The sequence below is a fragment of the Microbacterium trichothecenolyticum genome (genome assembly GCF_030818955.1).
GTDB classification, from domain to species: domain Bacteria; phylum Actinomycetota; class Actinomycetes; order Actinomycetales; family Microbacteriaceae; genus Microbacterium; species Microbacterium trichothecenolyticum_B.
On sequence record NZ_JAUTBF010000001.1, the window covers coordinates 3,464,169 to 3,478,084 of the forward strand.

Below are 13,916 nucleotides of genomic sequence, written 5' to 3' on the forward strand. Positions count from 1 at the left end.
GGAGCTCACGATGACCATCACACAAGAACAGACCACCTGGTTCGCCGACACGTTCCAGAAGCTCAGCGACAACGTCGGGCTCGCCGTCCTCGGCAAGCCCGGGGTCGTCCGGCTCGTGCTCACGGCGTTCCTCGCCGAGGGGCACGTGCTGCTCGAAGATGCACCGGGAACGGGCAAGACCCAGCTCGCCAAGGCCATCGCGGCGACCGTGCAGGGCACGAACAGCCGCATCCAGTTCACCCCCGATCTGCTGCCCTCCGACGTCACGGGCACGGTCATCTACGCGCAGAAGACCGGCGAGTTCCAGTTCCGCCAGGGGCCGATCTTCGCCTCGATCGTGCTGGCCGACGAGATCAACCGCGCATCGCCCAAGACCCAGTCGGCGCTGCTCGAGGTCATGGAAGAGGGGCGCGTCACCGTCGATGGAACCGCGTACCCGGTGGGGCGGCCGTTCCTGGTGATCGCGACGCAGAACCCCATCGAGCAGGCGGGCACGTACAAGCTGCCCGAGGCGCAGCTCGACCGCTTCCTCGTCAAGACGAGCATCGGCTATCCCGATCTCGAGGCCGCCGAGCGCATCCTCTCGGGCGCCGCCGTCAAGGATCGCTCGGCGAGCCTCACCTCGATCATCACGACGCAGATGGTGGCCGAGATCTCCGAGATGCTCACCGGGGTGCACGTCGATCCGGCGGTGCTGCGCTACACCGCGCAGTTGGCCGAAGAGACCCGCAACGACCCGAGCACGCGTCTGGGCGTCTCGGTGCGCGGAACCCTCGCGATGGTGCGGGCGGCGAAGGTGTGGGCGGCCTCCGACGGCCGCGCGTACGTCATCCCCGACGACATCAAGGCCCTCGCCGCACCCGTGTGGGAGCACCGCATCGTGCTCGACCCGGAGGCCGAGTTCGCCGGCGCCACGGCGGCCGGCGTCGTCGGTCGTGCCCTGGCCGAGGTCGCCGCTCCCCAGTCGAGGTCGTCGGCGGCATGAACCTGCGCCGTCCGCTCTCGCACGTCGGCGAGCTGTCCTCGAAGGTCGGACGCGTCGTCGTGCCCCGCGCGCGCATCGCGTCGGCTCTGGGATGGACGCTGGTGGCGGTTGCGGCGGCGGCCGGCACCATCGGCTTCGCCCTGGGCTGGGCAGAGCTGGTGGCGCTCGCCTTGGGCGCGACGGCCATCCTGCTCGTCGCGGTTCCGTTCGTGATCGTGCGGCCCGTCTACGACGTGCGCATCGAGCTCGCCGCGCACCGCGTGCGCGTGGGCGAGCGGGCGGTGGGACGGCTCGTGGTCACGGGCGCCGGCAGACGCACCTCGCCGGCCACGCGCGTCGAGCTGCCGGTCGGTGTGGCCAGGGCGGAGTTCCGGATGCCGCGCCTGGCGCCCGGCATCGAGCACGACGAACTGTTCTCGGTGCCGACCCACCGTCGTGCGGTGCTGACGCTGGGCCCGGTGACATCGGTGCGCAGCGACCCCCTGGGAGCGCTTCGCCGAGAGGTGGCGTGGACCGAGCCGGAACTGCTGTACGTGCACCCCCGTGTGATCGCCCTCGACAGCGAGACCACCGGCATCCTGCGCGATCTCGAGGGTCTGCCCACCAGCGACCTCGCCGATGACGACATGTCGTTCCACGCGTTGCGCGAGTACGCCTCCGGCGACGACCTGCGCCACGTGCACTGGATGTCGACGGCGCGTACGCAGCGGCTCATGATCCGTCAGTTCGAGCAGACCCGTCGTTCACACCTGCTTCTCGTGCTCTCGAGCGATCTCGACGACTACGCGAACGACGACGAGTTCGAGCTCGCAGTCTCGACGGTGGGATCGATCGGGCTGGCGGCTCTGCGCGGCGGCAAGGACATGACCGTGATCACCCATGACGGCACTCTCGCCTCGCGGGGAGCGCGCGGGTTCCTCGACGCCCTCTCGGGTCTGGAGGCGCGTTCGCGGGCGGCGGGACTGACCGCTCCGGCCCGGGCGATCGCGGCGGCGGCGCCGGGGGCGTCGGTGGTCGTGTTCGTCACCGGAGGGGCCGGCCCGCTGGCCGACCTGCGCGCGGCGTCGCTGCGCGCGCCGATCACGGCTCGTACGGTCGCGGTGCGCGCAGCGGGGAGCGAGCCCGCGGCTCGTCGCGCGATCGGCGACCTCGCGTTCGTCGACGTGCCCGAGCTCGAGGCGTTGCCGCAGGCGATGCGGGCGGTGTCCGAATGACGCGGCGATGGGCGGTGGATGCCGCGGTCATGCTGGCGCTGTGCGCCGTGGCCCTCGTGCCGCTGTCGTCGGCCTACGGCGATGTCGCCTTCTGGGTGGCAGGTGGCGGTGGGTTGCTCGTGGGCGCGGCCATCGCCGTGGTGGCGGCGGTGCGGCGATGGGCCGTGATCCTGGTCGCGGCGGCTCTGGTCGTGGCGTACTTCCTCGTCGGGGGAGCACTGGTGTTCCCCTCCCGCTCGCTGCTCGGGTTCGTTCCCACCGTCGATGTGCTCGTCTCGCTGGCCACCGGCACGGTGCGGGTGTGGAAGGAGTCGGTGACGCTGCCGACCCCCTTCGCCGGCGTCGAGACGATGTCGGTCCTGCCGCTGATCCTGGGGCTTCTGGCCGGCAGCATCGCCGTCTCGTTCGCGGTGCGGCTGCGTCGTTTCGCGCTGGCGCTGATCGTCCCGGGCGCCCTGCTGCTGGCATCCGTGGCCCTGTCGACGTTCGACAGCGCCTTTCCGGTCGCCGTCGGCGCGCTGTTCGGCGCGATCGCCCTCGGATGGGCGGTGTGGAGATCGCGTCTGGCGGCGGCGGAGCGGCACGCGGCGACCGCCGACGTTCCTTCTTCGTCAGGCACCCTGGGGATCGTCGCCGCCCTGACGGTCGTCGCCGTCGTCGGCGGTGCCGCGACGGTCGGCGCGGCCGCATCGTCGCTCACGCCCCTCGCAGACCGGCAGGTCGTGCGCGATCGCGTCGTGCCGCCGTTGGAGCTGCATGACTACGCCTCACCGCTCACGGCGTTCCGCAAGTACGTGAAAGACGACGGCGAGGAGCCGCTGTTCTCGGTGACCGGGCTCCCCGAGGGGGCGCGCGTGCGCCTGGCGGCCCTCGACCTGTACGACGGCATGGTCTATTCGGTGTCGGGCTCGGGCTCGGGAGCGGGCACGTTCGCCCGCGTCGGGCGCCGCATCGCCGCCCCGGTCCAAGGATCGGCGGCGCACGTCACCGTGAAGGTGGGAACGCTGTCGGGCGTCTGGTTGCCGACGGTCGGCTCGCTCACCGCGATCGGCTTCAACGGAACGGATGCCGTCGACCACGACGCCGCCGTGCACTACAACGTCGCGTCGTCGACCGCCGTGGTGACGACCGGCGTCGCCGAGGGCGACACGTACGAGTTCGACGCGGTACTGCCCGCGACGCCCAGCGACGAGCAGCTGGCGTCGGCGTCGATCTCGAACGTGACGACACCGGCACCGGAGCGCGTGCCTGACGACCTGCTGGCGGCCATGGACGCCGCCGTCTCGGGCGCGGCGACTCCCCTCGAGCAGATCCGCGCGGTGCAGGCGTACCTGCAGACCGAGGGGTTCTTCTCGCACGGTCTCGAGGGCGAGGTGGCGTCTCGGTCGGGACACGGCCTGGCGCGCGAGGGCGAACTGTTCTCGCAGCCGCAGATGATCGGCGACGACGAGCAGTACGCCGTGGCGATGGCGCTGATGGTGTCGCAGCTCGGACTTCCGGTGCGCGTGGTCATGGGCTTCTCGGGCGAGAACACGGGCCTGTCCGGTGGCACCGTCGATGTCACCGGGAAGCAGTTGCACGCCTGGGTCGAGGTCCCCTTCGACGGCTACGGCTGGGTGCCGTTCTGGGCCACCCCCGCCGAAGACAAGGTTCCCCAGCAGCAGACGCCCGAGAAGCGCCAGAAGCCGCGCGTGCAGGTGGCGCAGCCGCCCGACCAGCCGCAGGAACCGGCGGAGTTGCCGCCGGCACCGCCCGTCGAAGACGCCCATAGCAGCGACCGGCCGGCCGATCTCGGCTGGCTGTGGGGCCTGCTGCAGGTCACGGGGTGGTCGCTGGCGGCGGTGGCGCTGCTGTTCGGACCCTCGATCGTCCTCGGCGCCCTGCGTGCCCGTCGCCGGCGCGGTCGCGCCCGCGCCGCCGACGCCGTCGAGCGGGTCGGTGGCGGATGGGCCGAGCTGATCGACACGGCCCGCGACGCGGGCGCCCCGATCCGCCGGGGCGCGACGCGGCGCGAGCAGGGTGCCGCCCTCGACGAGCGGTTCCCCGAGACGGGTGCCGGAGCGCTGGCGGTGCGAGCGGATGCCGCCGTCTTCGGCGCGGGAACGATCGGCCCCGACGAGGTCGAGGCCTATTGGGCCGATGTCGCCTCGGCGTCGCGCGGGCTCGGCCGGAGTCTGTCGTGGCGTCGCCGCGTGCGCGCGCGCCTGTTCCCGACGTCGGTCTGGGTGGAGGTGCGGGCGCGTCTCGCCCTCGGCCGTCTCGTACGTGGCGGTCTCGCGCGCGGGCGTTCCCTGCTCGGCCGTGTTCTGCGCGCACCTCGGAAGAAAGAGGCCGGCTCATGACGGTGGCCATGGAGGTGAGCTGGGGCGCGTGCTCCGACACGGGCGTGCGCCGCGCGGCGAACGAAGACGCCTACCTCGCCGGAACCCCCGTGTTCCTCGTCGCCGACGGTATGGGCGGGCACGTCGGGGGAGCCGAGGCCAGCGCCCGCGCTCTCGACGGCTTCCGCGAGCTCGTCGGCGCGCACGCCACCGACGTCGACACCGTGCGTGCGGCGTTCGCGCGCGCCGTGGCCCGCGTCGACGAGATCCCGCGGGGGACGACGGCGCCCGGCACGACGCTGTCGGGGGTGATCGTGTGCGAGGAGCGGGGCGTTCCCCATTGGCTCGTGCTCAACATCGGTGACTCCCGCACCTACCGCTTCGCCGCCGGCGCGCTCGAGCAGGTCAGCATCGACCACTCGGCCGTGCAGTCGCTGGTCGACGACGGCGTTCTCTCGATCGCCGAGGCTGAACGGCATCCCCACCGCCACGTCATCACGCGCGCGGTCGGAGCCGGCTCGTCGGGCCAACCCGACTACTGGCTCTTCCCCGTCGGGCATCACGACCGCATCCTGGTCTGCTCCGACGGGCTGTCGAAAGAGGTCCCGGCCGAGGTCATCAGCGCGATCCTCGCCGTCGAAGACACGGCATCCGCAGCCGCAGCGCGTCTGGTGCGCGAGGCCCTGGAGCGCGGAGGACGCGACAACGTCACGGTCGTGGTCGTCGATGCCCGGCTCGACACGCGCGCGGGCGACGTCGACGACATCGATGAAGACACCGTTCCCCGATCGAATCCTGCCGAGGAGGCCCACCGTGTCGAGCTATGAGTCCGGTGCGGCATGGGCGGGTGTCTCTCCGGGAGGAGCCGTGCTCATCGACCAAGAGGCGTCGCTCGACGTGGTCGAGCGCGTGTGGCGAGCCCTGGGCGGTGTGAGCGGTGACCCCCTCGGGGCCGCTCTGGGCGTGCTCGTCGAGACGTTCGGCGTGACGGCGCTGCCGTCGTTCGCCCTGGCGACGATGGCTCAGAACGGTGCCCGCGCGGTCGTGCGCGGCCGTTTCGATGCCCGGATCGTCGGGGGTGCGCATGCCGACGAGGTGGTGCAGGCCGAGGGTGCCAGCTTCTGGGCCGAGCGCCACGTCGACGAGGCGACCGGGATCGTCTTGCGCGCTGCCGGTACGACGGGTGCGGCAGTGCTTCCGCTCGTGGACGGGGTCGTCCGCGCGGCTGCCGTGGTGATCGGCGAGGCGGCGGAGCGGCCGGAAGCGCCCGTGCGTCCGGCGCCGACGAAAGAGCTCCCGGCTGCCGAGGCGGTTCCGTCCACGCCGGCGCCGATGTCGTCGGCATCCGTCCCGCCCGTCGATGCGGCTGACGCGCCCGGCGCCGATGGGGGTCACGCGCCCGTCGCGTTCGAGCCCGACACCGAGCCCGCCGTCGAGCCGTCGGTGCCCCCGACGCAGGAGCAGTCGATCCCGGTCGTCGACGACGCGCCCGTCGCGTTCGAGCCCGCGTCGCCGTCCGCGGCACTCGGGGTCGCGAGCGGGGGCGAGACCCTGCCGCCGAACGAGTCGACCTTCTCGTTCACCGCCGGTCCCGTCCCCGCCGACCCGGTGACCGCCTCGCCGCTGCCGGTCGAAGAGGGCACCACCGCGTACGACGATCTGATCTTCGGCCTCACCCGCGCCGCGACCGTCGAAGACGCGGCCGTCCGCGCACCCGAAGACACGCCCGCGTCGCCGTCGCCCATCGGCGCGATGCCACCCGCCGGGGCGATTGCTGCGGCCCCGGTGGATGCCGTGAGCCTCGGCGACCACGACGGATTGACCGTCTCGGCCGAGCAGCTGCAGGCGCTGCGCGCGCAACGTGCTGGCACGCCTGCCGTTTCCCTGCCCGGTGCGTCGACGTCGGAGGTCGTGCTCGTCGCATCCACCGGCGCCCGCGCCGTGCTCGACCGGGGAGCTGTCGTGGGGGTGCGCCCGAGCGCGGTGCGCGCGACCGGGGTCATCCCGCACCTCATCGCGGTTCCGAGCCCGTCGGGGGAGATCTCTCGCCGGCACCTCGAGATCCGCGTCGAGGCCTCTCACATCCTCGCCGTCGATCTCGACTCGACCAACGGCACGCGCCTGCTGCGCGTCGGCGCCGAGCCCGTTCGCCTGCACCCGGGCGCGGCGACGCTGCTGGTCGACGGCGACCGGCTCGACCTGGGCGACGGCGTCGAGCTGTCGTTCGAGGGACTCCGATGAGCCGCCCACCCTCGACACCGCCCCAGCTCGCGGGGTTCGAGCCGATCCGCCTGCTCGGATCCGGCGGCTTCGCCGACGTCTTCCTCTACCGCCAGCAGCACCCCGAGCGCGAGGTGGCGGTCAAGGCCATGCACGCGCACCGACTCGACGAGGCGGCCGTGCGCGGCTTCACCGACGAGGCCAACCTCATGGCCAAGCTCGCCGCTCACCCGCACATCGTCTCGGTCTACGGCGCGGGTGTGTCCGAGGGCGGGCGTCCGTACCTCGTGATGGAGTACTGCTCCAAGCCCAACCTCCAAGTGCGCCACCGCCGCGAACGCTTCTCCGAGGCCGAGACGCTGCGCATCGGCGTGCAGATCGCCGGAGCCATCGAGACGGCCCACCGTGCCGGCATCCTGCACCGCGACATCAAGCCCGCGAACATCCTCGTCACCTCTTTCGGACGCCCCAAGCTCACCGACTTCGGCATCGCGGGGGCGGCCACCTCGGCCGTCACGGCGATGAGCGTGCCGTGGTCGCCGCCGGAGTCCTTCGCCGGCGGGGGGTCGAGCGGCCCGGCATCGGATGTGTACTCCCTCGCGGCGACGCTCTACACGCTGCTGACCAACCGCGGTCCTTTCGAGATCCCGGGTGCGTCCAACGGCGAGATCGACGTGGTCACTCGCATCGAGTCCATGCCGCTGCCGCCGACGGGCCGCCCCGACGTCTCGCCGGCGCTCGAGGCCGTGCTCGCCCGGGCCATGAGCAAGGATCCGCGCGCGCGGTACGCCAGCGCGCTCGAGTTCGGGCATGCCCTGCAGCACGTGCAGATCCAGCACGGGATGCAAGAGACGACGATCGACGTCGAAGAGGAAGACCTGCTTCCCATCGACGACGACGGCGAGGAGCTGGTCACCCGGTTCCGGGGGATCACCAGCATCGACGCCCAGCCGGTCGCCCCGGCATCCGTCGACGTGCGCACATCCACCGCGCGCCCCACGACTCCCGTCGCCGCGGTCGTCCCCGACACCACCGCACCCGTCCGACCCCCGATCGTCTCGGCGCCCGCCGCCGCACCGTCGTGGTCGGTGCCCTCGGCACCGGCGCCGCTCGACACCGTTCGACGTCAGGTCGAAGAGGTCGAGCAGCCGGTGGCCGCCCCGGCTCCCGCACCGCGACGGCGCCGGAGCCTCGTGATCGGCGGCGTCGCGGCGGCGGTCATCGTGCTCGCCGTGGGCGGGGCGATCGCCGCGGCCACGTTGACTCCTTCCCCGCCGGCGGTCACGGCCTCGACGGCTCCGCGGCCCGTGGATGCCGTGCCCGCGGCGCACCCGGTGAGCGTCACCGCCCTGACCGGCAGCGCGACCGATGCGGGTGTGCGTTTCGCCTGGACCAACCCCGACCCGCTCGAGGGGGACCGGTACCTGTGGCGAACGGTCGTTCCCGGGACCGAGACCACCTTCCAGGAGACGGCCGACACCGCCGTCGTGGTGCCGGCCGACCCGAGCGGACGCACCTGCATCGAGGTGCTGCTGCGCCGCTCCGACGGGACGTCGGCGGCCTCGGGCGTCGAGGGGTGCGTACCGTGACCGGCCCGGTGCCCGTGGTGGGCGACCTCGGAACCGAGGCGGGCGTGCACGTGGAGTACTGCGGGGAATGGTTCGTCGTGCACCCCGGCGAGACCTTCACCGTCGGGCGCGACGCCGACCTCGCCATCGACGACAACCCGTTCCTGCACCGCCGCCTGCTCGAGATCTCGAGCTTCGAAGGCCTCTGGCTGCTCGCGAACGTCGGCAGTCGTCTGTCGGTGACCGTGACCGACGGCGCCGGCCGTCTGCAGTCCTGGCTCGCGCCGGGCGCCCGGCTGCCGCTGGTCTTCGGGCGCACGACGGCGGTGTTCACCGCGGGCCCCACGACGTACGAGATCTCGGTGTACGTCGCCGAGCCGGTGTTCAGCGAGACCCATCCGGCATCCATCGAGGGCACGACCACCATCGGCGACGACGTCACCTTCACCCTGTCGCAGCGGCAGCTCATGGTGGCGCTTGCCGAGCCGCTGCTCAAACGCGACGGGACGGGCCTGGGCGAGATCCCCACGAGCGTCAAGGCGGCCGCGCGGCTCGGATGGACCACCACGAGGTTCAACCGCAAGCTCGACAACGTCTGCGACAAGCTCGACCGTCTCGGCGTGCAAGGGCTGCGCGGAGGCCTGCGCTCCTACGCCACCAACCGGCGCATCCGTCTCGTCGAATACGCCATCTCCGCACGGCTGGTGTCGCGTGCCGACCTTTCCCTTCTCGATCTGAGGGCGCCCGAAGAATGAAACTCAAGCTCACCCTGCGTCGATCCGACCGCACCACCGATTTGAGTGTGACGGCGGATGCCACGGCCACCGTCGGCGACATCGCCCGGACGCTCGCTCTGGCCGACCCGCGTGGCAGCGGCCCGGTGCCCGACCTGGTGACGCTGCACATCGCCGACACCGTCGGAGGGGGCCGCACGCTCGAACCCGCCACCACGATCGTGGACTCGGGGCTGCTTTCGGGCGCCCACATCGACATCGTCGACGCGCGAGGACGCTTCGCGCCCGTGTCGGCAGCGGATGCCGTGGCGATGGTGCGGGTGCTCAGCGGGCCCGACGCCGGTCGGGAGTTCCCCGTCGCGGCCGGCGCAAGCCTGATCGGGCGCGACCACACGGTCGATGTGCGTCTCACCGACCCCATGGTCTCGAAGCGCCACGCACGGCTCAACGTCGGCGAGCACGTCGAGGTGATCGATCAGAACTCCGCCAACGGCGTGCTGGTCGGCGGAGCCGCGGTCGAGCGCAGCGTCCTCGGTCCCGCCGACGTGGTGACCCTCGGCGACACGACGTTGTCGGTCGTGGTGATCCGCCGCGTCGAGTCGGCCGGTTTGACGACGCAGATCGACCACGTCCGCGCTCCGAGGGTCGTGCCGCCCCGCCGCGAGACGGTGATCCCCGGTCCGAAACCACCGACACCGCCGCAGCCGCAGCGTCTGCCGTGGCTCGCGCTGGCGGCACCGCTTCTCATGGGCACGGTGGTGTGGTTCCTCACGCAGCAGCTGCTGGGGGTCATCATGATGGGGCTGAGCCCCGTGCTCCTCATCGGCGGGGTGATCGACCAACGGCTCACCGCACGCCGCCAGTTCGCGGCCGAGAACAAGGTCTTCGCCGACGGTCTCGTCCGCACGCGCGAGCAGATCGCGCACGCGCACGACGCCGAACGGGCCCAGCGACGTCGCGAGCTGCCGTCGTGTGCCGAGCTCGTCGCCGATGCCCAGCGCCTCGGCCCCCTGCTGTGGGTGGAGCGTCCGGAGTCGCCGACCTACTTGGTGCTCTCGGTCGGGGCCGGGCGGGTGCGTTCGCGCGCACGTGTCGAGACGCCCCCGCTGCATGAGGCCCCTGCGGCAGCGGCGGAACAGCTCGCCGCCGTCGTCGAGCTCTGCGCCGTGATCGACGACGTCCCCGTGCCGGTGCAGCTCCGTCACGCCGGATCCCTGGGGTACGCCGGTCACGGCGACGTCGCCGCCGTGGCACGCGCCGGCGTGCTGCAGCTGCTGCTGAAGCACTCGCCGGCCGAGGTGGTCCTCGCCGCGATCGTGTCTCCGCCGGCGCGCGCCGAGTGGGAGTGGATCAAATGGATGCCGCACACCAGCTCGTCGCACAGCCCCCTCTCGGTGCCGCACCTTGCGGACGCCCGGGCTGCGGCATCCGATCTGCTCTCGGCGATCGAAGGCCTCATCGACGAGCGTCTCGACGGCGACGCGCCGGTACCCCGCGGCCGGACGACCGATGAGGGCGAAGCGGCGACCAGCACGGGTGAATCCGCGCCGATCGCGCCGGCCGTGGTGCTGCTGATCGACAACTCGGCCCCCGTCGATCGAGCCCGCCTCACCCGCGTCGCCGAGCGCGGGCCCGACGCCGGCGTGCACGTCATCTGGTGCGCCCCGCGGGTGGAGGATCTGCCCGCGGCGTGCCGCAGCTTCGTCGAGATCGGCCAAGAGCGCGGCGTCGGTGCCGTCGCGCAGGTGCGGGCGGGGGAACAGATCGCCCCCGTCGCCCTCGAGACGTGCACGGTCGCCGTGGCCGACCACGTCGCCCGCCTGCTCGCGCCCGTCATCGACGTCGGCGTTCCCGAAGCCGACGACTCCGACCTTCCGCGAGCCGTGCCCTATCCGGCGCTCGTCGGGCCCGAGATCCTCGACGACCCCGACGTCGTGGTCGAACGGTGGCGCCAGAACGACTCGCTCGCGGTGCGCGACGGGTCGCCGCCGAAGCGCCGTTCCAAGCCGGGGACGCTCCGCGCCGTCGTCGGTCACGCCGGAACCCAGCCCTTCGTGCTCGACCTGCGCAGCGACGGCCCGCACGCGCTCGTGGGCGGAACCACCGGAGCGGGCAAGAGCGAGTTCTTGCAGTCGTGGGTCCTGGGCATGGCCACGGCGCACAGCCCCGACCGGCTGACGTTCCTGTTCGTCGACTACAAGGGCGGGTCGGCGTTCGCCGACTGCCTCGACCTGCCACACCAAGTCGGGCTCGTCACCGACCTGTCTCCGCACCTCGTGCGTCGCGCCCTCACGTCGCTCAAGGCAGAACTGCGCTACCGCGAGCACGTCCTGGTGGCCAAGAAGGCGAAGGACCTCGCTACCCTCGAGCGCTCGGGCGATCCCGATTGCCCGCCCAGCCTGGTGATCGTCGTCGACGAGTTCGCCGCTCTCGTGCAAGAGGTCCCCGACTTCGTCGACGGCGTGGTCGACGTCGCCCAGCGTGGGCGCTCGCTCGGTCTGCACCTCGTGCTGGCCACCCAACGCCCGGCCGGTGTCATCACCGACAACCTGCGGGCCAACACCAACCTGCGTATCGCCTTGCGCATGGCCGATACTGAGGACTCCCTCGACATCCTGGGCGACCGGATGGCCGCCTACTTCGACCCGTCCGTCCCCGGACGCGGTGCCGCCAAACGCGGACCCGGGCGGCTCTCGACCTTTCAGACCGGCTACGCCGGCGGCCGGACGACCGGTGCGGTGCCGCCGCCGCGCATCGACCTCGCCGAACTCGACTTCGGTGTGCACACGCCGTGGGAGCCGCCGCGCGTCGACGACGTCGAGATCGCCGACGAAGGGCCGACCGATATCGCACGGATTGTCTCGTCGGTTCGCCGCGCGGCGCAGTCGCTGTCGCTGCCCGCTCCCCGGCGGCCCTGGCTCGACGAACTGGCTCCGATCTACAGCTTCAGCCGGTTGCCCAATCCGCGTACCGACGAGCAGCTGCCGCTGGGAGTAGGCGACGACCCCGAGACGCAGACGCAGCCGCCGGTGTTCTACGAACCCGACCAGGACGGCAACCTGGCGATCTTCGGCACCGGCGGCTCGGGCAAGAGCACGACCCTGCGCACCATCGCCGTCGCCGCTGCGGCCACACGGCGCAACGGAGGCCCCACGCACGTCTACGGGCTCGACTTCGGCGCCCGTGGTCTGTCGATGCTGGAGGGACTCGGCCACGTCGGTGCGATCGTGGCGGGCGACGACGAAGAGCGCGTGGTGCGAACGATCCGCCTTCTGCGCGACATCGTCGACGAACGCGCGGTGCGCTATGCCGCGGTTCGCGCGGGGTCCATCTCGGAGTACCGGCGCCTCGCCGAACGCCCCGAAGAGGCTCGCATCCTCCTCCTCGTCGACGGCATCGGGGCCTTCAAGGAGCAGTACGAGTTCGGCCCCGTGCACCTGTCGATGTGGTTCACCGCGTTCGCCCAGATCGCCGCCGATGGGCGCGCCGTCGGCGTGCACGTCATCGTCGCCGGTGATCGACCCACCTCGCTGCCGGCATCCATCGCTTCCACGGTGCAGCGCCGCATCGTGCTGCGCATGGCCAACGACGAGGAGTATCTGCTTCTCAACGTGCCGCGAGATGTGCTGTCGCCCGCGTCTCCACCGGGACGGGCGATCCTCGACGGCCGAGAGATGCAGGTCGCGGTGCTCGGGGAGTCGAGCAACGTCGCCGTGCAGGCGCGGGAGATCGACCGACTGGCATCCAGCATCCGCCGATCCGGTCTCGAACCCCCGGCCGGGATTGCGCGCCTGTCGGATGACGTCGACCTCGCGTCGCTGCCGGCGGGCGAGAGCGGTCGCGCCGTGGTGGGACTCGACGATCTCTCGCTGGCACCCGTCGCCATCGCCACGACGGGGGCGTTCCTGCTCAGCGGGTCGCCGGCGGCGGGGCGCACCACCGCCCTGGCGACCATCGCCGCGGCGGTGAGACGCGCCGAGCCCGGGCGACCGCGCGTGCTGCTGTCACCGCGGCGCACGTCGCTGCCCACGACGGGATGGACCGATTCGGCGCATACGCCCGCCGATGTTGCGACCTGCGCCGCGCGCTGGACCGAGCGACTCGAAGCGGGGGTGTCGACTCCCGTCGCGATCTTCGTCGAGGCGTTGCCGGAGTTCACCGGCACCGAAGCGGAGTTCGAGCTCGACCGCCTGCTGCGACTCGCGGCCCGGGAGGAGCACTTCGTCGTCGGCGAGGGCGAGTCGTCGTCGTGGGGGCAGGCGTACACCCTCTCGGGCCCCTTCAAAGCCGCTCGTCGCGGCCTTGCACTCGCACCAGGAGACATGGACGGCGACGTGCTGTTCGGAACGCCCCTGGGCCGTATCCGTCGCGCCGATTTCCCTCCCGGTCGGGGATTCCTCATCGAGAGCGGTCGTGCGAGCAAAGTGCAGATCGCCCGGGAGTCCCGGTGACGACGGTGGAGATTCCTCCCCATCGACGCCTGTTCGGGGCCGCCCATAGCCTCGCCTCATCGCCCGATGGCGGCGAAGAACCGGAACCCGGGAAGCGGGTCCGAACGACACAGAGAAGGAGAAGATCATGGCCGTTTGGGGTCTCGACGTTCAGCAGGTCCGCGCGCTCAGCTCGCAGCTGAGCAACAAGGCGCAGGACATCGACAACATCCTCAGCCAGCTCACCAACGCGCTCTCGCAGACGCAGTGGGAGGGGCCGGACGCGACGCAGTTCCGCAGCGACTGGTCGGGCCAGCACACCTCGGCGCTGCGCCAGGTCGCGCAGGCCCTGCGGGATGCCTCGCAGAAGGCCTCGCAGAACGCTGCGGCGCAGGAGCAGACGTCCAACAGCTGACGCGTTCGCGGGGGAGGCACTGGCCTCCC

The 13,916-nt window shown here is 71.9% G+C and carries 9 protein-coding genes; all 9 read left to right on the plus strand.

Features of this window, described 5'->3' with window-relative positions; all coding sequences use genetic code 11:
* Positions 1-10: 10 nt before the first annotated feature.
* The 9 genes from QE412_RS16350 (at position 11) to QE412_RS16390 (ending at position 13,887) form a co-directional block, all read left to right on the plus strand.
* The gene (locus QE412_RS16350; RefSeq protein ID WP_307486369.1) at positions 11-985 is read left to right on the plus strand and encodes an AAA family ATPase; all 975 of its coding nucleotides are present in this window, start codon (positions 11-13) and stop codon (positions 983-985) included.
* The gene (locus QE412_RS16355; RefSeq protein ID WP_307486372.1) at positions 982-2,199 is read left to right on the plus strand and encodes a DUF58 domain-containing protein; all 1,218 of its coding nucleotides are present in this window, start codon (positions 982-984) and stop codon (positions 2,197-2,199) included. Before QE412_RS16350 ends, QE412_RS16355 begins: the two co-directional genes overlap by 4 nt.
* Positions 2,196-4,541: a transglutaminase-like domain-containing protein gene (locus QE412_RS16360; RefSeq protein WP_307486375.1), complete on the plus strand. Its 2,346-nt coding sequence runs from the start codon at positions 2,196-2,198 to the stop codon at positions 4,539-4,541. Before QE412_RS16355 ends, QE412_RS16360 begins: the two co-directional genes overlap by 4 nt.
* Positions 4,538-5,347 (plus strand): PP2C family protein-serine/threonine phosphatase, encoded by an 810-nt coding sequence (locus QE412_RS16365; protein WP_307486377.1) that lies wholly within the window; start codon positions 4,538-4,540, stop codon positions 5,345-5,347. The genes QE412_RS16360 and QE412_RS16365 overlap by 4 nt, the downstream gene beginning before the upstream one ends.
* Positions 5,334-6,761 (plus strand): FHA domain-containing protein, encoded by a 1,428-nt coding sequence (locus QE412_RS16370; protein WP_307486380.1) that lies wholly within the window; start codon positions 5,334-5,336, stop codon positions 6,759-6,761. Before QE412_RS16365 ends, QE412_RS16370 begins: the two co-directional genes overlap by 14 nt.
* Positions 6,758-8,329, plus strand: coding sequence for a serine/threonine-protein kinase (locus tag QE412_RS16375; protein WP_307486384.1), 1,572 nt, complete (start codon positions 6,758-6,760; stop codon positions 8,327-8,329). Before QE412_RS16370 ends, QE412_RS16375 begins: the two co-directional genes overlap by 4 nt.
* On the plus strand, positions 8,326-9,063 hold the full coding sequence (locus tag QE412_RS16380) for a hypothetical protein (RefSeq protein WP_307486389.1): 738 nt from the start codon (positions 8,326-8,328) through the stop codon (positions 9,061-9,063). The genes QE412_RS16375 and QE412_RS16380 overlap by 4 nt, the downstream gene beginning before the upstream one ends.
* A complete protein-coding gene (locus QE412_RS16385) occupies positions 9,060-13,493 on the plus strand; it encodes an FtsK/SpoIIIE domain-containing protein (protein ID WP_307486392.1) in 4,434 nt (1,477 codons plus the stop codon). Before QE412_RS16380 ends, QE412_RS16385 begins: the two co-directional genes overlap by 4 nt.
* Positions 13,494-13,620: 127 nt before the next feature.
* Positions 13,621-13,887, plus strand: coding sequence for a WXG100 family type VII secretion target (locus QE412_RS16390; protein ID WP_307486395.1), 267 nt, complete (start codon positions 13,621-13,623; stop codon positions 13,885-13,887).
* Positions 13,888-13,916 lie beyond the last annotated feature (29 nt).

Bases quoted from the DNA above. Each gene is read 5' to 3' on its own strand.
- QE412_RS16350 (WP_307486369.1), top strand. From the start codon at position 11: ATGACCATCACACAAGAACAGACCACCTGGTTCGCCGACACGTTCCAG.
- QE412_RS16355 (WP_307486372.1), top strand. From the start codon at position 982: ATGAACCTGCGCCGTCCGCTCTCGCACGTCGGCGAGCTGTCCTCGAAG.
- QE412_RS16360 (WP_307486375.1), top strand. From the start codon at position 2,196: ATGACGCGGCGATGGGCGGTGGATGCCGCGGTCATGCTGGCGCTGTGC.
- QE412_RS16365 (WP_307486377.1), top strand. From the start codon at position 4,538: ATGACGGTGGCCATGGAGGTGAGCTGGGGCGCGTGCTCCGACACGGGC.
- QE412_RS16375 (WP_307486384.1), top strand. From the start codon at position 6,758: ATGAGCCGCCCACCCTCGACACCGCCCCAGCTCGCGGGGTTCGAGCCG.
- QE412_RS16385 (WP_307486392.1), top strand. From the start codon at position 9,060: ATGAAACTCAAGCTCACCCTGCGTCGATCCGACCGCACCACCGATTTG.
- QE412_RS16390 (WP_307486395.1), top strand. From the start codon at position 13,621: ATGGCCGTTTGGGGTCTCGACGTTCAGCAGGTCCGCGCGCTCAGCTCG.